21 protein-coding genes are annotated in these 23,043 nt (G+C 68.9%); 7 read left to right on the forward strand and 14 right to left on the reverse strand.

What is annotated here, in order from left to right; all coding sequences use genetic code 11:
* Nucleotides 1–20: 20 nt before the first annotated feature.
* Both ACEUEL_RS04275 and ACEUEL_RS04280 read right to left on the reverse strand, forming a co-directional pair.
* Nucleotides 21–1,013: a mitochondrial fission ELM1 family protein gene (locus ACEUEL_RS04275; protein ID WP_405702499.1), complete on the reverse strand. Its 993-nt coding sequence runs from the start codon at nucleotides 1,011–1,013 to the stop codon at nucleotides 21–23.
* Nucleotides 1,014–1,016: 3 nt separating this feature from the next.
* Nucleotides 1,017–2,090, reverse strand: coding sequence for an ELM1/GtrOC1 family putative glycosyltransferase (locus ACEUEL_RS04280; protein ID WP_405702501.1), 1,074 nt, complete (start codon nucleotides 2,088–2,090; stop codon nucleotides 1,017–1,019).
* 59 nt (nucleotides 2,091–2,149) lie between these two features.
* Between ACEUEL_RS04280 and ACEUEL_RS04285 the strand changes: the two genes are divergently transcribed.
* On the forward strand, nucleotides 2,150–3,169 hold the full coding sequence (locus tag ACEUEL_RS04285) for a polysaccharide pyruvyl transferase family protein (RefSeq protein ID WP_405702504.1): 1,020 nt from the start codon (nucleotides 2,150–2,152) through the stop codon (nucleotides 3,167–3,169).
* 7 nt (nucleotides 3,170–3,176) lie between these two features.
* Here the strand turns inward: ACEUEL_RS04285 and ACEUEL_RS04290 are convergent, their stop codons facing one another.
* The 9 genes from ACEUEL_RS04290 to carA form a co-directional block, all read right to left on the reverse strand.
* Nucleotides 3,177–3,584, reverse strand: a complete 408-nt coding sequence (locus ACEUEL_RS04290) for a GFA family protein (RefSeq protein ID WP_405702506.1) — start codon at nucleotides 3,582–3,584, stop codon at nucleotides 3,177–3,179.
* A gap of 7 nt (nucleotides 3,585–3,591) precedes the next feature.
* Nucleotides 3,592–4,662: a glycosyltransferase family 4 protein gene (locus tag ACEUEL_RS04295; RefSeq protein WP_405702507.1), complete on the reverse strand. Its 1,071-nt coding sequence runs from the start codon at nucleotides 4,660–4,662 to the stop codon at nucleotides 3,592–3,594.
* A 72-nt stretch (nucleotides 4,663–4,734) separates the two neighbouring features.
* Nucleotides 4,735–5,784: an autotransporter outer membrane beta-barrel domain-containing protein gene (locus ACEUEL_RS04300; RefSeq protein ID WP_405702510.1), complete on the reverse strand. Its 1,050-nt coding sequence runs from the start codon at nucleotides 5,782–5,784 to the stop codon at nucleotides 4,735–4,737.
* Nucleotides 5,785–6,066: 282 nt separating this feature from the next.
* Entirely contained in the window at nucleotides 6,067–6,540 is a 474-nt protein-coding gene (greA, locus tag ACEUEL_RS04305) for a transcription elongation factor GreA (RefSeq protein WP_405702512.1), read from the reverse strand.
* Nucleotides 6,541–6,729: 189 nt separating this feature from the next.
* Nucleotides 6,730–10,065 (reverse strand): carbamoyl-phosphate synthase large subunit, encoded by a 3,336-nt coding sequence (gene carB / locus ACEUEL_RS04310; RefSeq protein ID WP_405702515.1) that lies wholly within the window; start codon nucleotides 10,063–10,065, stop codon nucleotides 6,730–6,732.
* A gap of 207 nt (nucleotides 10,066–10,272) precedes the next feature.
* Nucleotides 10,273–10,770, reverse strand: coding sequence for a cupin domain-containing protein (locus tag ACEUEL_RS04315; protein ID WP_405702517.1), 498 nt, complete (start codon nucleotides 10,768–10,770; stop codon nucleotides 10,273–10,275).
* Nucleotides 10,771–10,839: 69 nt separating this feature from the next.
* The gene (locus ACEUEL_RS04320; RefSeq protein WP_405702519.1) at nucleotides 10,840–12,360 is read right to left on the reverse strand and encodes a UdgX family uracil-DNA binding protein; all 1,521 of its coding nucleotides are present in this window, start codon (nucleotides 12,358–12,360) and stop codon (nucleotides 10,840–10,842) included.
* Entirely contained in the window at nucleotides 12,357–13,571 is a 1,215-nt protein-coding gene (locus ACEUEL_RS04325; RefSeq protein ID WP_405702521.1) for a putative DNA modification/repair radical SAM protein, read from the reverse strand. Before ACEUEL_RS04325 ends, ACEUEL_RS04320 begins: the two co-directional genes overlap by 4 nt.
* Nucleotides 13,572–13,672: 101 nt before the next feature.
* Nucleotides 13,673–14,866, reverse strand: a complete 1,194-nt coding sequence (gene carA, locus ACEUEL_RS04330; protein WP_405702523.1) for a glutamine-hydrolyzing carbamoyl-phosphate synthase small subunit — start codon at nucleotides 14,864–14,866, stop codon at nucleotides 13,673–13,675.
* A 314-nt stretch (nucleotides 14,867–15,180) separates the two neighbouring features.
* On the opposite strand from carA, the gene ACEUEL_RS04335 reads away from it, so the two are divergent.
* Genes ACEUEL_RS04335 through ACEUEL_RS04345 form a run of 3 tightly spaced genes read left to right on the forward strand, consistent with a single transcriptional unit; the run spans nucleotide 15,181 to nucleotide 16,715 of the window.
* Nucleotides 15,181–15,639 carry a GatB/YqeY domain-containing protein gene (locus tag ACEUEL_RS04335; protein WP_405702524.1) on the forward strand — a complete coding sequence of 153 codons (459 nt, stop codon included), beginning with the start codon at nucleotides 15,181–15,183 and terminating at the stop codon, nucleotides 15,637–15,639.
* A 27-nt stretch (nucleotides 15,640–15,666) separates the two neighbouring features.
* Entirely contained in the window at nucleotides 15,667–16,410 is a 744-nt protein-coding gene (locus tag ACEUEL_RS04340) for an AzlC family ABC transporter permease (protein ID WP_405702527.1), read from the forward strand.
* Nucleotides 16,407–16,715 (forward strand): AzlD family protein, encoded by a 309-nt coding sequence (locus ACEUEL_RS04345; protein ID WP_405702530.1) that lies wholly within the window; start codon nucleotides 16,407–16,409, stop codon nucleotides 16,713–16,715. Before ACEUEL_RS04340 ends, ACEUEL_RS04345 begins: the two co-directional genes overlap by 4 nt.
* A gap of 3 nt (nucleotides 16,716–16,718) precedes the next feature.
* Here the strand turns inward: ACEUEL_RS04345 and ACEUEL_RS04350 are convergent, their stop codons facing one another.
* Both ACEUEL_RS04350 and ACEUEL_RS04355 read right to left on the reverse strand, forming a co-directional pair.
* On the reverse strand, nucleotides 16,719–17,273 hold the full coding sequence (locus ACEUEL_RS04350) for an SRPBCC family protein (RefSeq protein WP_405702531.1): 555 nt from the start codon (nucleotides 17,271–17,273) through the stop codon (nucleotides 16,719–16,721).
* A gap of 1 nt (nucleotide 17,274) precedes the next feature.
* Nucleotides 17,275–17,673 carry an ArsR/SmtB family transcription factor gene (locus tag ACEUEL_RS04355; RefSeq protein ID WP_405702532.1) on the reverse strand — a complete coding sequence of 133 codons (399 nt, stop codon included), beginning with the start codon at nucleotides 17,671–17,673 and terminating at the stop codon, nucleotides 17,275–17,277.
* Nucleotides 17,674–17,913: 240 nt separating this feature from the next.
* Here ACEUEL_RS04355 and dnaG point away from each other — a divergent pair, with 240 nt between their 5' ends.
* Both dnaG and rpoD read left to right on the forward strand, forming a co-directional pair.
* Nucleotides 17,914–19,869: a DNA primase gene (gene dnaG, locus ACEUEL_RS04360; protein WP_405702533.1), complete on the forward strand. Its 1,956-nt coding sequence runs from the start codon at nucleotides 17,914–17,916 to the stop codon at nucleotides 19,867–19,869.
* 239 nt (nucleotides 19,870–20,108) lie between these two features.
* On the forward strand, nucleotides 20,109–22,103 hold the full coding sequence (gene rpoD, locus ACEUEL_RS04365; protein WP_405702535.1) for an RNA polymerase sigma factor RpoD: 1,995 nt from the start codon (nucleotides 20,109–20,111) through the stop codon (nucleotides 22,101–22,103).
* Between the two features lie 54 nt (nucleotides 22,104–22,157).
* Here the strand turns inward: rpoD and ACEUEL_RS04370 are convergent, their stop codons facing one another.
* A complete protein-coding gene (locus ACEUEL_RS04370; RefSeq protein ID WP_405702536.1) occupies nucleotides 22,158–22,430 on the reverse strand; it encodes a DUF2798 domain-containing protein in 273 nt (90 codons plus the stop codon).
* Nucleotides 22,431–22,471: 41 nt separating this feature from the next.
* Here ACEUEL_RS04370 and ACEUEL_RS04375 point away from each other — a divergent pair, with 41 nt between their 5' ends.
* On the forward strand, nucleotides 22,472–23,038 hold the full coding sequence (locus tag ACEUEL_RS04375) for a hypothetical protein (protein WP_405702538.1): 567 nt from the start codon (nucleotides 22,472–22,474) through the stop codon (nucleotides 23,036–23,038).
* The last annotated feature ends 5 nt before the right edge of the window (nucleotides 23,039–23,043 follow it).

Consider the following 23,043-nt stretch of genomic DNA (forward strand, 5'->3'; position numbering starts at 1 on the left):
CACGGCGCCCGCTATCGGGCCTACGGCGTCCTGCCGAGCCGGGCGCGGATCGCGGCGGCGATCTCGGTGGTGGAGTCGAGCGGCTCGTAGCTCCAGTCCTCCAGCCGGTCCTCGAACCAGCGCATGGCGCCGTGCGCGACCATGCCGCTATGGAAGCTGTCGAACTTGCCGGCCCGGCCGGGCAGGCGCACCGCATAGACGGGGCGGCCGGTGAAGGCGGCTTCGCCCAGCATGTTGACGCTGTCGCAGGTGACGACGAGGTGCGTCGCCAGATGCAGCAGGCCCGGATAGGGGTTGTCGCCGCCGCCGTCGAAGACCCGGGCGCGCTCGGGATCGAGATAATCGGCCAACGCCGCCAGCGCCTCCGGCGGGGTGCGGCGCGAGGCGGTGACGATGATGCGCGCGCCGTCGCGGCGCTGGAGATGGGCGAGGGTCTCGCCGAGCGCCACCGCCTCGTCGACGCCGAAGTGGTAGGCCTTCGAGGGACCGCCGAGCATGACGCCGACCAGCGGCGCATCGGCCGTGTAGGCGAGGTCGCCGAGGCGGGCCTTCAGCGCCCGGCCTTCCTGCACGATGCGCTCGGCGGTCAGCCGGTGCGGCGCGGTCAGCGTCTTCAGCACGTTCGGGCCGGTCACCGGATCGTGCCGGCTGGCCCAGACGAAATCGAAGCGGTCGGGCGGGATGCCGGGATCGTCCAGCGCCACGATGAGGCTGGCGCCGCCGACCCTCCGCCGCATCGCCTGCGCGAAGGGGATGGTGCGTCGACCCGAGGCGAAGACCACCGCCGGCCAGGGCGGACCGGCGAGCGCCGGCGCGCGTGGGGCCGGGCCGCGCGGGGCAAGCAGCGACCAGGGGAAGCCCAGCGTCACCTGCTTCACCACCGGCTCCAGCCCCAGCGCTTCGGCGAGGCCGATGCCCTTCACCTCGTGGCCGCGCTTGCCGGTGGAGATGATCCAGGCGACGGAGGGATCGACCTCGGGATTGGGTGTGGAGATTGGGGCTCCCGCGTTCATGGCTCAGGCCGCCCGGCGGCGCAGCGCCAGCCAGTCGGTCAGCACTTGTTCGAGGTGGCGGCGGTGGCTGACGGGAGGTACGACGAGCCGCGCCAGCGTCGGCGCGAGCGCGGCGGGATCGAGGTCGGCGATGGACAGCCGCTCCAGCTGGCCGGTCTCGGCGAAGACATTGGCGACATCGGCGGCGCCGGCAGGCTGGGTGGAGGCGGGATCGAGCGCCAGGACGGGACGCATGGCGTTGCAGGCGTCGCCGATCATGCTCACCGAATCGGAGGTGACGAGGATGACGTCGGCGGCGAGCAGACGGTCGATGGAGCCGACACCGGCGGTGCGCCAGTCGATGAAGGTCACGTCGTCCCGCCGCGCGGCCATCACCGTCCACATGTCGCTGACGGCATCGGGGGTGCGGCGGGAATTGGTGATCGACCAGCGGATCCCGTACGTATCCGCGCTCGCCTCGACGAAGGCGGCGAGGCGGTTCCAGTCCGCCTCGACGAAGCGGTGGGTGGTCGAATCGCCGCCGACGAGCAGGCTCGTGCTGGCCCCACGCAGGTCGGCGGAATCCGCGATGCGGCGGGGCGGGGGCAATGTGTCCGGATCGATCGGGGCCGGGACGGGGACGTAGATACGGTTGGCGTTTCCGGCCGCGCGGGGGCTCGCCACCAGCACGAGGTCCTGCGGGCCGAAGCTGTAGCCGGTGCCGATGCCGCGATAGACGAAGCGCCCGCCCCACAGCCGCGCGAGCAGGAGCCCGGCGAGGATGGTCGGGCGGCCCGAACCGACCACGATGTCAGCGCGGGTCAAATCGGCGGCACGCAGGCCGTAGAAGGCGCGCAGCAGGTGATCGGGCCGTGTCGACCACCGCGAGGACGACCGGCGCAGCGCTTCGTGCGCGTACCAGCGGGGCTCGATGTCGATGGCCTCGATGCGGGCGGGCTCGATCGACGACAGCCTTTCGGCGATCGCCTCCGCCTGCCGGTAGTGACCGGGCTTGCGGTCCTTGAGCACCAGTATCTGCACGGTATGAAACTGCCCTGGCTGGACGCTGCCGCCCCCCGGCGGCGACATATAGCGCATGGATGGCGGCGCGCACAGCTTGCCGCTATAAGGGCGCCCCGCGGCAACGGAACCTGCATATGGCGCCCATCAAGGCCGTGCTGGCCAATACCACGACCCAGATCGGCCATCACGGCTGCACGCTGGTCAACCGGCAGATCGAGGCGCTGGCCGCCGAGGCCGGCATCGAGATCGTCGCGCATTTTCCTGCGCGTGTCAGCGCCAAGATGCTGGCCGGGGTGCCGCACGAGGCGATCATCATCAATGGCGAGGGCTCGGTCCACCACGACAAGCACGAGGCGCGCGGCATCGCCGATCTCGCCGAGATGGCGCGCGATTCGGGGACGCCGGCCTATCTGATCAATTCGGTCTACGAGGCGAACACGCCGGAGCTTGGCCGGCGCATCGCGATGTTCCGGCGGGTTTATGTGCGCGACACGACCAGCCAGAAGGCGGCCATCGCCCATGGCATCGACGCGAAGGTGGTGCCCGACCTCACGCTGAGCTGGCAGCACGCGGCGCAGCCGCCGGGCACGCGCGGGCTGGTGGTGAATGATTCGACCCGCGGGGCCGTGCGCACGCGGCTTTTCGCGCTGGCGCAGCATCTCGGGGCGCCGTTCATCTCGATGCGCGATGAGCCGCCGATCCTGCCGGACTATCCGGACAAGAATCTGCAGCGCCGGGCCATATTCGCCTTCAAGCGGGCGATATCGCTCGTCGCGCCGTCAAACCAGTGGCGCGGCTCCTATCGGAACGTGATCTTCGGCTTCGACGCCTTCATCGACTGGCTCAGTGCCAATACCGGCCTGCTCGTCACCGGCCGCTTCCACGGGCTGTGCATTTCGCTCGACCTCGAAATCCCGGTGCTCGCGGTCGCCTCCAATACCTCGAAGGTGCAGGCGCTCCTTGCCGATATCGGGCTCGAAGGACGACTTCTCGCCGACTACGACGCCTTCGCCGAGCGCTTCAAGGCGGAGGGGGTGGAGGGATTCCGCTTCAGTGCGGAGGACATCGAGCGCATCCGTGCCTTCAAAGTTTCGGCGCGGGAACGGGCGCGGGCGATGTTCGCCGATATCGTTGCGGATATCCGCAACGGCTGAGGACGGCTCAGCCGGGAAGTCCGTCGAGCCTCGAGACATTCTCGAGGCGGTCGTCCCAATCCGCCCGGCTCGCCCAGCAGATATGCGCGTCGGGCGTCATATTGACCGGGGTGTCGAGGCTGCCAGCGGGGACGACGAGCCATGCGCCGTCCGCTTCGACGCGGGGCAGCGCCGCGCCGCAGGTGGCGCAGAAGCTCTTCGCGTGCCGCGTGCCCGCTATGGCGTAACTGCGCAGGTTCTCCTCACCGGACAGCCAGTCGAGCGTGGCGCCGGCCGTGAAGAGGTTGGCGGCGTGCGCCGATCCGGTGTCCTTCCGGCAGCGGCGGCAGTGGCACAGGAAGAAGTGGGCGAAACTCCCCGCGATGCGGAAGCGGACGGTGCCGCACTGACAGCTTCCGGTGCTGATCCCGCTCATACCGCCCTCACCGGTCCCATAATTGCGCATAGACGGCGTTGATCGCTTCGGCCTCGCGCTCGATCGAGTGATGCGCGACGACGTGTTCCCGCGCCACGCGGCCCATGGCGAGCGTGCCCTCGATATCGGCGAGGCGGGCGTCGATGGCGTCCGTCAGCGCGTCGATGTCCTTCGCCGGCACCAGCGTGCCGGTGACGCCGTCGCGGATCAGGTGGTGCGCGGCGCCGGTGCGGGTGGAGACGACCGCCGTGCCGCTCGCCATCGCCTCCAGCGGGGTGAGGCCGAAGCCTTCCCAGCGCATCGGTGCGACATAGAGCGAGATGCGGCGGTACCAGAGCGGGATCTCGTCGATCGGCAGATCGCCGAGGAAGACGATGCGTTCGGCAAGGCCCGCCTCGTTGATGCGGGCGCGGATTTCACCCTCGTAGCCGGTGTGCTCGGCGCCGATATGGCCGGAGAGTACGGCGGTGGCGTCGGGATAGCGCGGCAGCAGCCGGCACATCGCCTCGACGAACAGGTCAGTGCCCTTCTGCGGGCGGATGCGGCCGAACACGCCGATGCCGTAGCGGCCCGGCAGGCCGGTCGCGCGCCACGCTGCCTCGCGGTCGGGCGCCGGCTGGAAGCGGGTGGTGTCGACACCGTGCATGATGACCGTCGAGGGGCCGTCGATGTAGTCGGCCACCTCCGGCATGGTGGCGATCATGGCGTCCATCTGCCGGAACAGGAAACGGGTGAAGCCCTTCTTCGGCCGGGCGGCGGCGGCGGTGAAAACGAGCTTCCAGCGCTGCCGCAGCAGGCTGCGCAGGAGGATGCCGACGATCGCCTCGTCTTTGCGACGGGCGTGCCAGATGCGTTGCCTGTGGCCGGGCGGGCGGCTCCAGCCGCTCATGAGCGCCCTCCAGGGCAGCTGCGGCACCTCGTCCGGCAGGTTTGGGCCCATCGCCACCATGCCGATCGCCCGTGCCTGCACCGGCACAAGGTTGCAGATGGTGGCGGTGACGCCGGTGTAGTTCCGGTTGATGTTCGGCGCGACGGCGATGACGTCGCGCAGCGAGGTCGGGGCGGAAGCGGAGGTCATGGATTCATTCGTCCCGGCGGTGAGGCCGCCGCCCGCACCCATACCCACAACGCGGGGCCGGCGCCACTGGCGTCAGAACGGAATGGCCAGCCCGACCGTGAAGGTGTGCGCCTGCGCTTCCTCGGCGAGGTCGCCGAGATATTTCGCCGAACCGCGTATGCCGTAGGCGAAGGTGGCGTCGAGGCCGAGGCCGAGCACGAGGCTGTCTTCGGCGATGGGAATGCCGGAGATGGCGAAATTGGTGTCGCCGATGCTGTAGATCGTGTCGGGATTGACGTCGCCGAACACGTGCCGCCAGCCGAGATCGAGGCTCGGCGCCACGATGGTGTTGCCGAACAGGAAGGGGCTGGAGAAGCGGGCGCCGATCAGCGTGTAGGGCCAGGTCTGGGTCTGCCCCTCCACATTCAGCGCTGTGCCGCGCGGCAGGCGCCCGGCTTCGGTGAAGCTGCCGGTGTCGAGCCAGGACAGGCCGAGGGCGATATAGGGTTCGGCGGTGACGCTGCCGAGGCTGGTGACGTAGGAGACCTCTCCCAGCGCCTCGACATTGTCGGCGGCGTAGGAGCCGGCAGCGGTGTAGTCGAGCCCCTTGAAGAAGAACGTGCGGGTACTGTCGAGGTCGTAATAGGAATAGCTGGCGATGGCCCGCATCCGCCAGGGACCGTCGGCATGGGTGGCATAGGCGGAGACATGGTAGCCGGAGGCATCCAGCTGATCGCGGTCATCGGCCGATTCGAGCTTCGATGAACTGACGCCGAGCGCGATGCCGTAGCGGGTATTGGCGTCATAGCCGAGATCGAGGCCGCCGAAGAGCGCGCCGCCATGCATGTCGACGGCGGGCGTGGTGTCGGTCGCGCTGGAATTGCCGAAGCGACCGACCAGCCGGAACCAGGCGAGCGAGGGATCGGGTGAGGCGTCCAGAGCCGCCTCGAAGGCGGCCGGCGCGGCCTTGCCGACGGGCGCGCCATAGCCGACCGCGGCATCGAGCGCATCGGCAGCCGGGGCGCCGGTGGGGTCGGGGGCAAAGGCGCGCGGGGCGGGGCTGCCGTCCTCGCGCCGGCGCTGCTCGTTGAGCCGGTCATAGACGGTCGCGAGCAGCGGCGAATTCGGCGTGCCGAAGCTCATGAGGCCGCCGATGATGGGGCCGATCGGACCGATGCAGGTATTGGGACGGTCGCCGCACGGACTGGGGTCGGGGTCGCGGGCCACGGCAGGCGTCGCGCCCGCCAAAACGAGTGTGGTGACGACGGCGCACGCCGTCGGTCCTGTTGTCCTGCCTCGCCTGCTCACCGGCTGCCCCCAGTCGTGTTCGCGCCTCCCCTTGATCCCGCCGATCTGTCAAATTTGCGGCAAGGCGCGGCAAAAAGGTTCCGCAACGGTATTTCGCACCGTTGCGGAACCCGCATGTCACACGAAGCGGATGCCGAGAATCTCGTAGGAGCGGGCGCCCTTGGGCGTCACCACCTCGACGGAGGTTCCGGTCTTCTTGCCGATGAGCGCGCGCGCCAAAGGCGAGGACAGCGAGATGCGGCCGGCCTTGGCGTCAGCTTCCATGTCGCCGACGATCTGCCAGACCTTCTCCTCCTCGGTGTCCTCGTCCACCAGCGTGACGGTCGCGCCGAACTTCACCGTATCACCGGTCAGCTTGGCGATATCGATGATCTCGGCGCGGGACAGCTTGTCCTCGAGCTCGGCGATACGGCCCTCGTTCAGCGACTGCTGCTCCTTCGCCGCGTGATACTCGGCGTTCTCGGAGAGGTCGCCATGGGCGCGCGCCTCGGCGATCGCACTGATGATGCGGGGCCGCTCCACCTGCTGGCGTTCACGCAACTCGCGCTCGAGGGCGGCGTGACCCGCCACCGTCATCGGAACCTTGTCCATCGGCCTTCTCAGACCTCCTGCAAATCTTACACGGATCATCCGGGGAGTGGACCCGCCGGGATGATTCGCGCCGCCCGCGGTGCGGGCGAAGCCTCCAGATCGTTGCTCGGGATATCGAGCGACGGGCGCGCATCCTCCCGGACGCTGCCGCCGGGTCTTGTTGGACCCGCGCGGCTCAGGCGCCGGTCGTCAGATGCTTTTGCCGCCGAAATAGTCCTGCAGCGCGCGCACTTCCAGATCGCCGCCGATATAGGCCTTGATCCCCTGCGCTGCTGCGACGGCACCTGACAGCGTGGTGTAATACGGCACTTTGTGCAAGAGGGCGGCCCGGCGGAGCGAGCGCGAGTCGGTGAGCGCCTGCGCCCCCTCGGTGGTGTTGAACACCAGTTGCACGTCGCCGTTCTTGATCGCATCGACGATGTGCGGACGGCCTTCCAGCACCTTGTTGACCGTCGCGCTCGCCACGCCGTTGGCGGCGAGATAGCGCTGCGTGCCGGAGGTGGCGATCACCTTGAAGCCGAGCGAGGTCAGCAGCCGGATGGTGTCGAGGATGCGCGGCTTGTCGTCATCGCGCACGGACACGAACACCGTGCCGGACTTCGGCACCTTGGTGCCGCCGCCGAGCTGACTCTTGGCGAAGGCGACCGCGAACGAGCCGTCGAGGCCAATCACCTCGCCGGTCGAGCGCATCTCCGGGCCGAGCACGGTGTCGACGCCGGGGAAGCGGGCGAAGGGGAACACCGATTCCTTCACCGCGACATGTGCCAGCTTCGGCGCTTCCAGCGCGAAGGAAGCGAGGCGCTCGCCCGCCATCACCCGCGCCGCGATCTTGGCTACGGAGATACCGATCACCTTGGCGACGAAGGGCACCGTGCGCGAGGCGCGCGGATTGACCTCGAGCACATAGATGTCGCCGTCCTTGATGGCGTACTGCACGTTCATCAGGCCGCCCACGCCGAGCGCCAGCGCCATCTGGCGGGTCTGGCGCTCCAGTTCGGCGATCAGCGTCGGGGAGAGCGAGTGAGGCGGCAGCGAGCAGGCCGAATCACCCGAATGGATGCCGGCCTCCTCGATGTGCTCCATGATCCCGCAGATGAAGGTGTCCTTGCCATCGGCGAGGCAGTCGACATCGACCTCGGTGGCGTCCGACAGATAGCGGTCGAACAGCAGCGGGTTCTTGCCGAGCACGGTGTTGATCTGCCCGGTCTTGTCGTTCGGGTAGCGCGCCTTGACGTCGTTCGGCACCAGCTCGGGCAGCGTGCCGAGCAAATAGTCGCCGAGCTGGCTCTCCTCGCGGATGATCTGCATGGCGCGGCCGCCCAGCACGTAGGACGGGCGCACCACCAGCGGAAAGCCGAGGTCGCCGGCGATGAGCCGGGCCTGCTCCACCGAATAGGCGATGCCGTTGGCCGGCTGGCGCAGGCGGAGCTTGTCCAGCAGCGTCTTGAAGCGGTCGCGGTCCTCAGCGAGGTCGATGGCGTCGGGCGAGGTGCCGAGGATGGGGATGTCGGCCTCTTCCAGCGCGCGGGCGAGCTTCAGCGGCGTCTGGCCGCCGAACTGGACGATGACACCGTGCAGCGTGCCGGCCGAGCGCTCGCGGTCGAGGATCTCGATCACGTCCTCGGCGGTCAGCGGCTCGAAATAGAGCCGGTCGGAGGTGTCGTAGTCGGTCGAGACGGTCTCCGGGTTGCAGTTGACCATGATGGTCTCGAACCCGGCGTCCTTCAGCGCGAAGGCCGCGTGGCAGCAGCAATAGTCGAACTCGATGCCCTGGCCGATGCGGTTCGGACCGCCGCCGAGGATGGCGACCTTCTTGCGGTCGGACGGGCGCGATTCATCCGCCGGGCTGCCGGCGAAGGGGGCCTCGTAGGTCGAGTACATATAGGCGGTGGGCGAGGCGAACTCGGCGGCGCAGGTGTCGATGCGCTTGAACACCGGGCGCACGCCGAGCGCGCGGCGGCGGGCGGTCACCTCGTGCTCGGAGAGGCGCGCGAGGCCGGCGAGGCGCGAGTCGGAGAAGCCCATCGCCTTCAGCCGGCGGAACGCCCCGGCCGTGGTCGGCAGCCCGTGCGCGCGGACCTTGGCTTCCATGTCGACGATGCCGCGGATCTGCTCGAGGAACCACGGGTCGATCTTGCAGCCATTGTGGATCTGCGTGTCGTCCAGCCCGAGCCGCATGGCCTGCGCGACCTGCAGCAGGCGGTTCGGCGTCGGCGTGCCGATGGCGGCGCGGATAGCGTTCTTGTCGTCGCCCTGGCCGAGACCCTCGATCTCGATCTCGTCGAGGCCGGTGAGGCCGGTCTCCAGCGAGCGCAGCGCCTTCTGCAGGCTTTCCTGGAAGGTGCGGCCGATCGCCATCGCCTCGCCGACCGACTTCATCGAGGTGGTCAGCACCGGGTCGGCGCCGGGGAACTTCTCGAACGCGAAGCGGGGGATCTTGGTGACGACGTAGTCGATGGTCGGCTCGAACGAGGCCGGGGTGGCGCCGCCGGTGATGTCGTTGGCGATCTCGTCGAGCGTGTAGCCGACCGCGAGGCGCGCGGCGACCTTGGCGATCGGGAAGCCGGTCGCCTTCGAGGCGAGCGCCGAAGAGCGCGACACGCGCGGGTTCATCTCGATCACGATCATGCGGCCCGTCTCCGGGTCGATCGCGAACTGCACGTTCGAGCCGCCGGTCTCGACGCCGATCTCGCGCAGCACCGCGAGCGAGGCGTCGCGCATGCGCTGATATTCCTTGTCGGTCAGCGTCAGCGCCGGAGCAACGGTGATGGAATCGCCGGTATGGACGCCCATCGGGTCGAGATTCTCGATGGAGCAGACGATGATGCAGTTGTCCGCGCGGTCGCGGACCACCTCCATCTCGTATTCCTTCCAGCCCAGCACGCTCTCTTCCACCAGCACCTCGTTGGTGGGGGAGGCGTCGATGCCGCGCTCGATGATCTCGATATATTCGCTCTTGTTATAGGCGATGCCGCCGCCCTGGCCGCCCATGGTGAAGGAGGGGCGGATGATCGCCGGCAGGCCGATCTCGTCGAGCGCCTCCAGCGCCTGCGGCAGGGTCTTGATCTGGCGCGAGCGCGGCGTGTCGAGGCCGATCTTGGTCATGGCGTCGCGGAACAGCTCACGATCCTCGGCCTTGTCGATGGCTTCCGCCGTGGCGCCGATCATCTCGACGTCATATTCGTCGAGCACCCCCATCTTGCGCAGCGACAGCGCGCAGTTGAGCGCGGTCTGGCCGCCCATGGTCGGCAGCAGGGCGAAGCCGCCCGGGATGGCGTGGCGTTCCTTGGCGATGATCTTGGCGACGATCTCCGGGGTGATCGGCTCGACATAGGTGGCGTCGGCGAGATCGGGATCGGTCATGATCGTCGCCGGGTTCGAATTCACCAGGACGATGCGGTAGCCCTCGGCCTTCAGCGTCTTGCACGCCTGGGTGCCGGAATAGTCGAACTCGCAGGCCTGGCCGATGACGATGGGGCCGGCGCCCACGATGAGGATGGTGGAGATATCTGTGCGTTTCGGCATCGGATCCCGTGCGGCTCGCGCATTGACCCGGGCGCACGAAAAAGGACGCGTGGGTGACGCGTCCTTGGGCGGACCCGGATTGGACTTTCTGGGCGGGCGGTTCCCGCAATTGGGCGCACCCCATAAACCAGATTCCCTCGATGGGGAAGGGCAGGGCGCCCGGCTCCGGCGCATGGCTCCCGCGCCCAAGGCCGCGGGCCGTGGATTTCAGCGCGTCCAGAGCTGCGGCAGAGCCCCCGAATAGCCGGTCACCGGATCGCCTGCCGGGGTTTCGACGCGGGCGATGGTCGAAAAAGCGGCCGTGAGGCGCTGCAGATCGGGCCGCTCGATCGCATAGTCCTGTCCCGGCGGATAGGCGCCGACGACGAGGAAATCCTCGCTCGCGGAGAGCCGCCGGTGGCCGGTGCCGGCCGGCAGCACCACCGCGTCGCCGGCTGCGATCGCCAGCACCACGCCGTCGGGCCCGCCGAGCTGCACGCGGGCGTAGCCCTTCGCGACCATGAGCGCCTCGTGCGCGGTGGAGTGGAAGTGGTGGTAATCGAAGATGCCGTCGCGCCAGCGGCATTCCCAGCCATTCGCGTTCACCCGACGCTCGATATTGCCCGCCTCGGCCGGAAAGGCGGCGCGGTAGATCAGGACAGGGAAGGCGGGGTGGTTCGGCACACCCCCGGAGGGAGCGAACCGGAGGGTGTGCGGTTCGATCATCGGCTCGTCTCTGTCTGTTCCCGACGGGGAAATACAGAGACGGCGTGGCGGTTCCGCGCTCGCTCCCGATCAGCTCGCGACCATCTCCCGCGCCTGCCGCAGGTCCGACACAAATGCCTTGAAGCCTTCCTCCCGGGCCGCAGGGTCCGGCAGCCGCAACAGGAACGAGGGATGCACCGTGACGAAGCCGGCATGACGGCCGAGGGGCCGCGGGCCGCGTTCCCGCGTCACCGCCAGCGCCTCGCCGGAGAGCGCCAGCGCCGCCGTGCCGCCGAGGGCGACGACGAGGCGCGGGCGCACAAAGCCGAGTTCGGCCTCCAGCCACCAGCGATAATGCTTCACCTCGCCGGTGGTCGGCTTCTGGTGCAGGCGGCGCTTGCCGCGCTGGACGAACTTGAAGTGCTTGACGGCATTGGTGAGGTAGAGCCGGTCGCGCTCCAGCCCGGCTTCCGCCAGCGCCTTCATCAAGAGTTGCCCGGCCGGGCCGACGAAGGGGCGGCCCTCGATGTCCTCCTGATCACCGGGCTGCTCGCCCACCAGCGCCAGATCGGCGCCCATCGGCCCCTCGCCGAGCACCGCACGGGTGCCGCCGGGCACGAAGGAGGGCGTGTCGCGGATCAGCCGGTTCAGGTCGTCCAGCGATGCGGGGGCCTGCTCGCTCATCGCTTCCACCGCCTTTCTCGGATCGCGCTTGCGCGGAACGCTCGCCTCGCGGGCGATCATGTCCTCAACGCGCGCGGCTGCCGATCGGACGAGGCCGGGGATAAGCTGCGCCTCCGGCAGGTTCGGCCAGTATTTCTTCGGCATTTCGGTACGCATCATCACTGGGTTGGTGCGCGCCGGGTTGAAGGCGCTGGCATAGTAGGCGAGCCAGCCCTCCTCGAAGCCGTCGCCCTCCGGCAGACGAGGGCGTCCGGCGGGCGGGCCGAACATCAGCGTCTGCCCATCCCAGCCGACCGTGCCGACCGGGGTAAGGATGGCCCAGTCCATGCCGGGAAAGCGGGTGCGGAAGAAGGGTGCGGCCGCCTCGACGATGAAATGCTCCGGCTCGAACCAGGCGAGGAAGCGCTCGCGCCCGCTCTCGCTCCCCAGCGCGCGAAAGCGCACGAACGCGTGCATCTTGTGGATGTCGCGCCGGACCGACTTCGCCATGAGCGAGAGCCGATGCACCAGCGGGTCGGCGGGATTGTCGATGAGCCGCCGCTCGCCGTTCAGTACCCGCCAGACCAGCGTATAGAGCCTGCCGAAACGCTCGGGATCGCGATGGCAGAGCACGAGATCGACCAGTTCGCCCACCGCGCGCGGCAAGGCGAGGGCAGGGGCATCGGACGGTACGCCGGGGCGGTCCGTCGCCGCCCCGACATCGGTGCGGGGCGGGAGCCCGGCGAAGAGGTCGCCGGCCGTGGCGTCCGCCCGCTCGGCCGTTTCCCGCATGCGCCAGCCGATATCGGCTGGCGGCACACCGTCGGCGACGAGGCGGCGCACGGCGCGCCGAAAGCCCGCGTGGTCCGCACCGTAGCCCAGCGCGATGATTTCGCTCCCCGACCGCTGGCCGCTCGCTCCCGGCTCAGCCCGGGGTGCCGCGCTCACGCGAACAGTTCCAGCTGCCGCGCCGGTGGCGCGAGGCGTTCGCGCAGGTCCGCCCGGTCGGTCAGCTTGAGCGGATGGTGGTCGGCGGTGATGAGGAAGGCCTGGGCACGCCTCACGCCGGTGCTGAGGCGGCCGATATCGTCCAGCGTCAGCCGGGTCTGGCGGCGCGCGCGCAGGATACGATCCACCGCCCGGGCGCCGAGGCCCGGGACGCGCAGCAGGATTTCGCGGTCGGCGGCGTTGACGTCCACCGGGAAGCGTTCGCGATGCTTCAGCGCCCAGGCGAGCTTGGGGTCGATGTCGAGGTCGAGCATGCCCCCCGCGCCTCCGGCGGCGATCTCGTCGACGCGGAAGCCGTAATAGCGCAGCAGCCAGTCGGCCTGGTACAGCCGGTTCTCGCGGCGCAGCGGTGCTGCCTTGACGGGGAGCACGCGGCTCGCTTCGGGGATGGGGCTGAACGCGGAATAGTAGACGCGCTTCAACCCGAATCCGCCATACAGCCCCTCACTGGTCCGCAGCACCGCCTCGTCGGTGGTGTCGTCGGCGCCGATGATCATCTGCGTCGACTGCCCGGCAGGGGCGAAGCGGCGCTTTTCCGCGCGCGCCTCGACGATGCGTTCCTGCATCTGGCCCATGGCGGCCTTGATGCCGAGGGCGTCCTTCTCCGGCGCCAGCGATTTCAGGCTGATGTCGGAGGCGAGTTCGATATTGACGGAGAGCCGATCCGCCCACAGCCCGGCCTGCTCGATCAGCCAGGGGCTGGCCTCGGGGATGGCCTTGAGGTGGATGTAGCCGGCGAAGCCATGATCCCGGCGCAGCGTGCGCGCGACCCGCATCATCTGCTCCATGGTGTGGTCGGGCGAGCGGATGATGCCGGAGGAGAGGAACAGACCCTCGATATAGTTGCGCTTGTAGAAACCGAGGGTGATGCGCACGACCTCGTCGACCGAGAGGCGCGCGCGCGCCACGTTCGAGGAGCGGCGGTTGATGCAATAGGCGCAGTCGAACAGGCAGTAGTTCGTCAGCAGGATCTTGAGGAGCGACACGCAGCGCCCGTCCGGCGTGTAGGAATGGCAGATGCCCGCTCCCGTGGTCGAGCCGATGCCGTTGCTCGCAGCCTTGCGCCCGCGCGCTCCGGACGAGGCGCAGGAGGCGTCGTATTTCGCGGCGTCGGCGAGGATGCCGAGTTTGGCACGCAGGGCGTCATCCATCGGGAGGCTCCTTCTGCGTTCACTTTATGTTCTAAGTCAAATCGGTCAACCCCCGCCGGGTAAGGTGCCCGGCCGCGAGGGCCGGGCAGGAGAGACGATGTTCAGGCCGCCTGCTTGGTCCGGGCGATGAGTTCGACGAAGCGATCGAACAGGTAGTGGCTGTCCTGCGGTCCGGGGCTGGCCTCAGGATGATACTGCACCGAGAACACCGGCTTGTCGGTCAGCTGGATGCCCGCGTTGGAGCCGTCGAACAGCGAGACATGCGTCTCCTGGGCCGTCGCCGGCAGGCTGTCGCGATCGACCGCGAAGCCGTGGTTCATCGAGGTGATCTCGACCTTGCCGGTGGTCTTGTCCTGCACCGGATGGTTCGCGCCGTGGTGGCCCTGGTGCATCTTCATCGTGCGCCCGCCGACCGCGAGGCCGATCATCTGGTGGCCGAGGCAGATGCCGAAGGTCGGCACGCCCTTGTCGATGATCTCGCGGATCACCGGTACGGCATATTCACCGGTAGCGGCCGGATCCCCCGGGCCGTTGGAGAGGAACACGCCGTCGGGCTGGAGCGCGAGGATCTCCTCGGCCGAGGTGGTGGCGGGCACGACGGTGACCTTGCAGCCGGCGCGGGCGAGCAGGCGTAGGATGTTGCGCTTGATGCCGTAGTCGACGGCGACCACGTTCCAGGCGGGCGCGACCTGCCGGCCATAGCCCTCTGGCCAGCTCCACGGCGTCTCGTCCCAGGTGAAGCGCTGGGCGCTGGTCACCATCGGCACGAGGTCCATGCCGACGAGGCCGGGCCACCGGGCGGCTTCCTGCTTCAGCGCCTCGATGTCGAACGTGCCGTCCGGGGCATGGGCGATCACCGCGTTGGGCATGCCCTTGTCGCGGATCAGCGCGGTGAGCGCGCGGGTGTCGATGCCGGAGATGGCGATGATGCCGCGCGCCTTCAGCCAGGCGTCGAGATGACGGGTGGCGCGGTAGTTCGAGGGATCGGTGATCGCCGAGTGCAGCACCATGCCGCGCACGCCGGAGGCGCCGGCCATCGAGACGGTCTCGACGTCCTCCTCGTTGGTGCCGACATTGCCGATGTGGGGGAAGGTGAAGGTGATGATCTGCCCGGCATAGGAGGGATCGGTGAGGATCTCCTGGTAGCCGGTCATCGCCGTGTTGAAGCACACCTCGCCGACCGCATGGCCGACGGCGCCGAGGCCGAAGCCTTCGAAGACGGTGCCGTCCGCCAGTACGAGGAGCGCGGTGGGGGCGGGCTCGGCCCACACATTGTCCGATGCGTTGCCGCTCATGGTCCTCAATATCCCTCTTCGCTCGCGCCGAAGCCGCGCGCCGACCGGCCCGCCCGTTGCCGGACCGACCCTCGCCACGCCGCTTGTTCCCGAGCCGCTGGTGCCCTAATTAGTCGTTCGCCGTGCCGGACGCCAGCGCTTAAGCCGCGCAGGAGGGCTGCATCGAACGCCGGAGCCCCGGGATCGGGCGCGCCGGCCGGATGCGGCAGGGCCCCGGGATCGGGTGGCCGGACACGGGCGATCGGGGAATCATCGCGGGAAGGCCGCCGGGCAGGGTGCCGGGCCCTGCCGCCGACATGTATGAAGAGGCTGACGTGCTCCGCGACGTGATCAATACCTCCCTCAAGGAATCGATGAAGGCGCAGGACAAGGTGCGCCTCGGGACGCTGCGCCTCATCAATGCCGCCATCAAGGATCGCGACATCGACGCGCGCGGCCATGGCCGCGACCCGCTCTCGGACGACGAGGTGCTGGGGCTGCTGACCAAGATGATCAAGCAGCGCGACGAATCGGCCCGCATCTACGAGGAAGCCGGCCGCGCCGACCTCGCGGCGCAGGAGCGCGACGAGATTGCGGTGATCAGCGGCTTCCTGCCCAAGCAGATGACCGAGGCGGAAGCGCATGCGGCGGTGGCGGCGGTGATCGCGGAGATCGGCGCGCACGGGCTGAAGGACATGGGCCGCACCATGGCCGTGCTCAAGGAGCGCTATACCGGCGTGATGGACTTCGCCAGGGCGAGCGGTGCCGTCAAGGCGCTGCTGACGGCCGGCTGAGGGCGGGCGGCGGGCAGGATCACGCGCGTGGACCATCCGTCGACGCCAGCGCCCGCCGGCTCCGGGGCGCCGCTGGCCGCCAATGTCTTCACCCGCGCCGGCGTCGCCCGCGGCATGCGCGCCATGTTGCCGGTGGTGGTGCCGGTCTTCATCTTCGGCGTGGCCTTCACCATTACCGCCCGCACCGCCGGCATGCAGGGCTGGGAAGTGCTGGCGATGAGCGCCTCGGTGTTTGCCGGCGCCTCGCAATTCGCCGTGCTCGACCTGTGGCACTCGCCGGTGCCCTGGGTGCCGCTACTGCTCGCGACCTTCGCGGTGAATGCGCGGCACCTGCTGCTCGGCGCCTCGCTCTATCCCTGGTGCCGCTCGCTGCCGCCCGGCCAGCTCTACGGCGCCATGACGGTGCTGAGCGATCCGAACTGGGCGGCGACGGTGGTCGCGCAGGCGCGCGGCGAGCGCGACCTCGGCCATCTCTTCGGCGGCGGCGTGATGCTGTGGCTGGTCTGGATGGCGGGCACTACGGCCGGGCTCGCCGCCGGTCATCTCGACCTCGCCGACGTCAAGCGTTTCGGCCTCGATGCCGTGTTCATCTGCTTCTTCGCCTGCACGCTGGTCGGCCTGCGGCGCGGGCGTGTCGATGACCTGCCCTGGCTGGTCGCGGGCGGGGCGGCGCTCGCGGCGATGTGGTGGCTGCCGGCGAACTGGCACGTTCTGGTCGGCGGTCTCGCCGGTGGGGTCGCGGGTCTCGTTCAGTGGGAACTCAAGCGGTGAATCCGACCGACGCGGTTCTCGCCATCGTCGCCATGGCCCTCGTCACCTATCTCACCCGCGCCGGCGGGATCTGGGTGATGGGGTTCATGCCGATGTCGAGCCGGGTGGAGGCGTTCCTGCGCTACCTCGCCGGGTCGGTTCTGGTGGCGCTGGTGGTGCCGGCGGCGGTGCGCGGGGGAACGGCGGCGATGCTCGCGGTCGGCACGGCGGCAGTCGCGATGGCGGTGACGCGCAAGACGCTGCTGTCGATCGCCCTCGGGGTCGCCGCCGCCGCCCTGCTGCGGGCGGGCGGCGGCGACTTCTAGAAATCAGGGCGCTGGTGCCGCTTCCGGCGGCAGGCGGGCGTCATACTCGCCGTGCAGGCGATCGATGTTCGCCCAGAAGGGTCGGCCGTCCCGGCCGTTCAGCCAATCCTCCAGCAGGCCGAGATGGGCGTGCCAGCCGCTCGCCACCAGCAGCATGCCGCTGCGTTCGGCGAGCCGCTCATGGGTGATCGTGAGGAGCACAGCGGTACCCTTGGAGGCGAGATCGAACGTCACCTCCGAATGGGGCTTGCCGGCATCGCCCCAGGTGAAGGCCAGCCTCTTCGGCGGGTCGCAGGCGGTGACGGTTCCGTTCAGGCGCATCTCGCCGTCGAACTGGCGGAGCCGCTCGGGGACGGGATCGTGGCCGGCGCAAAGTTGGCCATTGCGGAAGACGAGTTCGACCTTGCCGCCGACCTTCAGCTCCATCGGGCCGGCGGCGAGCCACAGGGCGCGCTTTTCCGGATCGGTGAGATAGGCCCAGACCCGATCGATGGGTCCGGGCAGGGTGCGCTCGAGGCGCAGCGTGCCCGGGCTCTGGACGGTCGCGTAGTCATCCATTTCATTTTCCTCCCTGTTCGTTGCCGGACTGCGGGTCGGTGCCGGCATTGTCGCCAGCCTCCTGCGATTGCGCGTCTTCCCGGCGCAGCAGCGCCTCGAGGGCATCGAGGCGGCCGCTCCAGAAGCGCTCGTAGTCGGCCAGCCAGCCATGCGCCTGCCCCAGCGGGGCGGCTTCGAGCCGGCAGATATGGGTGCGCCCGCGTATGGTGCGGCTCACCAGCCCGGCGCGCTCCAGCGCCTTGAGATGCTTCGAGGCGGCGGCGAGCGACATGCGGAAGGGCTCCGCGAGTTCGCTCACCGTGCGCTCGCGGGCCGCGAGCCGGCCGAGCATGGCCCGGCGGGTCGGGTCGGCGAGGGCGTGGAAGACGTCGTCGAGCGGGGATGCGATATGCTCAACCATGTGGTTTAATATGATCGCCTCGGCAAGAAGAGTCAACCGATCGGTTGAATGTTTTCGCGCGCTTCCCGCGCCGCGCCCCGGCGGGACTTGTCCACATCGCGTGCCGGTGGATTGCGGGGATTGCGGTCGGCGTGCGGGGGCGCCACCTCTGCAGCGAGGGGGAGGGCGGACAGGAACCCCCGCCCCTCCGCCCGCCTGCTAGGATCGCCTGCCGCCCCGATTCCGGATATCACGCCCGCCATGCGCTTTCCGCCGTCCTTCCTTGACGAGATCCGCGCCCGCCTGCCGGTGTCGGCGGTGGTGGGAAAGCGCGTCACGCTGAAGAAGCAGGGGCGGGAATGGCGGGGCCTGTCGCCGTTCAATGCCGAGAAGACGCCGTCCTTCTATGTGAACGACCAGAAGGGCTTCTACCACTGCTTCTCCTCGGGCAAGCACGGCGACCAGTTCGATTTCCTGATGGAGACCGAGGGCCTGCCCTTCGGCGAGGCGGTGGCGCGGCTCGCCGATATGGCCGGGCTGGCTCTCCCCGCGATGTCGCGGGAGGAGGAGGCGAAGGAGAGCCGGCGGCGTACGCTGCACGAGGTCGTCGAACTGGCGGCGAAGTTCTTCGAGGCCACGCTCCAGAGCCGGGACGGTGCGCGCGGGCGTGGCTATCTCGCCGATCGCGGCCTGCTCGCGCCGACGCAGGCGCGCTTCCGCCTCGGCTACGCCACCGCCGACCGCTACGCTCTCAAGGAAGCGCTGGGCAAGCAGGGCGTTCCGGTCGAGGACATGGTCGAAGCGGGCCTCCTCATCGCGCCGGAGGATCGCGGCCTGCCCTATGACCGCTTCCGCGACCGGGTGATGTTCCCCATCACCGATCTGCGCGGGCGGGTGGTGGCCTTCGGCGGCCGTGCGCTGGAGAAGGACGTCTCCGCCAAGTACCTGAACTCGCCCGAGACGCCGCTCTTCCACAAGGGCGCGCTGCTCTACAACGGCTTCAAGGCACGGGCGGCGGCCCACGCCGGCGCGCCGGTGATCGTCGCCGAGGGCTATGTCGACGTCATCGCGCTGGTCGAGGCCGGCTTCGAGGGCGCGGTCGCCCCGCTCGGTACGGCGCTGACAGAGGAACAGCTCGCGCTGCTGTGGCGGATGGCGCCCGAGCCCGTGCTGCTGTTCGACGGCGACAAGGCCGGGCGCAAGGCGGCGTTCCGGGCGATCGACCTTGCGTTGCCGCATCTCAAGCCCGGCATGAGCCTCGGCTTCGGGCTATTGCCGGAGGGGCAGGATCCCGACGATCTCGCGCGCTCCGGCGGACGCGAGGCGATCGCGGCGGTGCTCGCTGCCGCGCGACCGCTCGCCGACATGCTGTGGGCGCGTGAAACCGAGGGTGGCGCCTTCGACACGCCCGAGCGCCGCGCGGCGCTGGAAGCACGGGCGAATGAGATCGCCAACGGCATCGGCGACGAGACGGTGCGCAAGCATTACCGCGCCGAGCTGATGAGCCGCCTGCGGGCGATGTTCGCTCCGGCCGGCGGCGGCACCGGCTTCCGCCGCGAGGGCTGGGGCACGGGGCAGGGCGGGGGGCGGTTCGCCGGAAAGGGCGGCAAGGGGGCGGCCGGGCGGGGCGGGCGCGGCTTTGCGCCGGTCGAGCTGTTGGTGCCGCGCGGGGAGGCGATGCGGCAGTCGGCGCTGGTGCGCGGGGCGGCGGCCGGCCTCACCCGCAACGAGGCGCTGCTGTTGCTCGCCGCCATCAACCACCCCTGGCTGCTCGACACCCATTGCGAGGACCTTGCCGACATGGTGTTCGCCAACCGGGACGCGGCCGAAGCGCGGCGCGTGCTGCTCGAGGCGCATATGGAGGGGGAGGCCGACGAGCCCGACCGACTCAGGGCCCGCCTTGCGGCCGCCAAGCTCGAGCCGCTGCTGGCCCGCATGGCCGATCTCGCGGTGATGCGGCACGACTGGCCGGCTTTCGCCGATGCGGGGAGGGCGGACGTCGAGCTGTGGTGGCGCCAGCGCACGGCCTTGCAGCGGCGGTCTCACGCTCTATCTAAGGAAATGAAAGAGGCGGAACAGGCACTGGCCGACGAGCCGACCGACCTCAACTGGGCTCGTTTCCTCGACGTACAAAAGCGGTTGGCGGCACTTGACGGGACCGAAGCTTTGGTAGAGGGGTTCGGCGCCGCGTCGGGTCGCCCGGCACGGTCGATGTAGGGAGATTTGGGTCGCCGCCCCGCGCGTGTCATCGACGCCGTGGAGCGCGTGGCCCTGTTTGCGTCGCAATGCCGTGCCATGGCCCGGCCGCGGCGGATCGATGCGGGTCTGGCGGGTTTAACGGGCGTTTAAGGCAAGAGCTGAATCACTCGTCGGAATGATTCGTGGGGACGGCGGCCGCCATCGGTCACCGTCGTGCGTCGGAAGCGGTCACGCTCCGGCGGGCAAGGAGCAAGCGCATGGCGAAGCAGGCGGCCGAGACGGCGGAAGCACCGGAGAAGGATGGCGAAACCCCGGACAGCCCGTTGCTCGATCTCTCGGATGCCGCCGTCCGCAAGATGATCAAGCAGGCCAAGAAGCGCGGCTACGTCACCCATGACGAGCTGAACGAGGTCCTGCCCTCCGACCAGACCGATCCGGACCGGATCGAGGACATCATGGCGATGCTCAACGAGATGGGCATCAATGTGGTGGACGCCGAGGAGGCCGAGGCCGAGGAAGCCGAGGAGGGCGCCGCGGAGGCGGCCGACGACGAGGAGGAGTCCGGCGGCGAGATCGCCGAATCTGCCCCGCGCGCCGTGGTGCGTTCCGAGACCAAGTCCGAGCCGGGCGAGCGTACCGACGATCCGGTGCGCATGTATCTGCGCGAGATGGGCTCGGTGGAGCTGCTGTCGCGCGAGGGCGAGATCGCCATCGCCAAGCGCATCGAGGCCGGCCGCGAGGCGATGATCGCCGGGCTCTGCGAGAGCCCGCTGACCTTCCAGGCGATCATCATCTGGCGCGACGAACTGGTCGAGGGCAAGGTCCTCCTGCGCGACATCATCGACCTCGAGGCGACCTATGCCGGGCCCGAGGGCAAGAACGCGCCGATCGTCGAGGGCGGTGCGCTGGCGCCGGACGGCGAGGAGGAGCGCGAGCCGACCATCGGCGAGACCATCGCCGACGACGATGACGACATGGAGAACTCCCTGTCGCTCGCCGCGATGGAAGCCGAGATCAAGCCGAAGGTGCTGGAGACGTTCGACCGCGTCGCCGACGCCTACAAGAAGCTGCGCCGCCTGCAGGACCAGAACGTCGAGTCGAAGCTCAAGAACGAGAGCCTGTCGCCCTCGCAGGACCGCAAGTACAAGAAGCTGAAGGACGATCTGATCCTCGACGTGAAGTCGCTGTCGCTCAACCAGGCGCGCATCGACAACCTCGTCGAGCAGCTCTACGACATCAACAAGCGCCTCGTCTCGCTCGAAGGCCGGCTGATGCGCCTCGCCGAGAGCTTCGGCGTCGCCCGCGAGGACTTCCTCAAGCAGTACCAGGGTTCTGAGCTCGATCCCAAGTGGATCATGCGGGTGAAGAACCTCGCCACGCGCGGCTGGAAGAACTTCGTCGGGCAGGAGCTCGACGGCATCCACAATCTGCGCTCGGAGATCCACTCGCTCGCCACCGAGACGGGGCTCGAGATCTTCGAGTTCCGCAAGATCGTGCAGATGGTGCAGAAGGGCGAGAAGGAAGCCCGGCAGGCGAAGAAGGAAATGGTCGAGGCGAACCTGCGCCTCGTCATCTCCATCGCCAAGAAGTACACGAACCGCGGCCTGCAGTTCCTTGATCTCATTCAGGAAGGCAATATCGGCCTGATGAAGGCGGTCGATAAGTTCGAGTACCGCCGCGGCTACAAGTTCTCGACCTACGCGACGTGGTGGATCCGGCAGGCGATCACCCGCTCGATCGCCGACCAGGCCCGCACCATCCGCATCCCCGTGCACATGATCGAGACGATCAACAAGATCGTGCGCACCTCGCGCCAGATGCTGCACGAGATCGGCCGCGAGCCGACCCCGGAGGAACTGGCCGAGAAGCTCGGCATGCCGCTGGAAAAGGTGCGCAAGGTCCTCAAGATCGCCAAGGAGCCGATCTCGCTCGAAACGCCGATCGGCGACGAGGAAGACAGCCATCTCGGTGACTTCATCGAGGACAAGAACGCGATCCTGCCGATCGACGCGGCGATCCAGTCGAACCTGCGCGAGACCACCACGCGCGTGCTCGCCTCGCTCACCCCGCGCGAGGAGCGTGTGCTGCGCATGCGCTTCGGCATCGGCATGAACACCGACCACACGCTGGAAGAGGTCGGCCAGCAGTTTTCGGTGACCCGCGAGCGCATCCGCCAGATCGAGGCGAAGGCGCTGCGCAAGCTCAAGCATCCCTCGCGGAGCCGCAAGCTGCGGAGCTTCCTCGACAATTGAGCGCGCCGCGCTTCCGGCGACCGAAAAGGCGGCCTCGGGCCGCCTTTTCTTTTGTCAGCGGCCGGGCGAGGGCGGCTCCACCAGCAGCGCCACGATGCGCCGCACAAGCGGCAGCACGGCCAGCAGGGTCGGAAACGCCACCAGCCAGGAGAGGCCCCAGGCCATCGGCCAGGTGGCGAAGAACAGCGGCGAGAAGCCGAGGCTCTTCAGGGTCGAGATCGCCGAGACCACGAAGGTCATGACGATCGACAGCACCAGCGGCATCAGGATGGCGCCATAGTGCGCGGGGAGCCGCGCCGGGCGGCGCGGGGAAGGAAAGGTCGGCATCGTCTCAGGTCTTTCGGAGGGGCCCGCGATCCGTCGGCAGCATGGTCAGCATCCCGCCGGCATCGGAGGCCGGGTTGGATGCGTTGCCTGACGTGAGACGCTTACGGCGCGGTGTATCGATCACCGGCACGCGCTATATAGCGGAGCGGCTTCCTGCTGCCAAGGCTCGTGTGATGGCGCGAAACGTGCAACCGAAGTCCAGCCCTGTCCCTCGACGCGCCGTGGGCGAAGGGGACGGCGGTCGCCGCTCCTTCTTCTCCTTCGAGCGCCTTCGCGAGCCGATCGCCACGCGTCGGGTGTTCATCCGGCGCATGGGCGTTTCGATCGCCGTCTGGTTCGGGCTGATGTTCGGCGGGCTCGCCGTGGGCATGGCGGGCTACGCCCATTTCGAGGGCATGAGCGCTACCGACGCGTTCGTCAACGCGGCGATGATCCTCTCCGGCATGGGGCCGGTGGACACGCTGCACACCGACGCCGGCAAGCTGTTCGCCGGCTCCTATGCGATCTTCTCGGGCCTTGTCATCGTCATCGCGACCGGCGTCGTATTGTCACCGATCATCCATCACGTGCTGCACGTGTTCCACGCCGATCCGGACGAGACGAACTGAGCCCT

It is taken from the genome of Ancylobacter terrae (assembly GCF_045108345.1).
Lineage (GTDB): Bacteria > Pseudomonadota > Alphaproteobacteria > Rhizobiales > Xanthobacteraceae > Ancylobacter.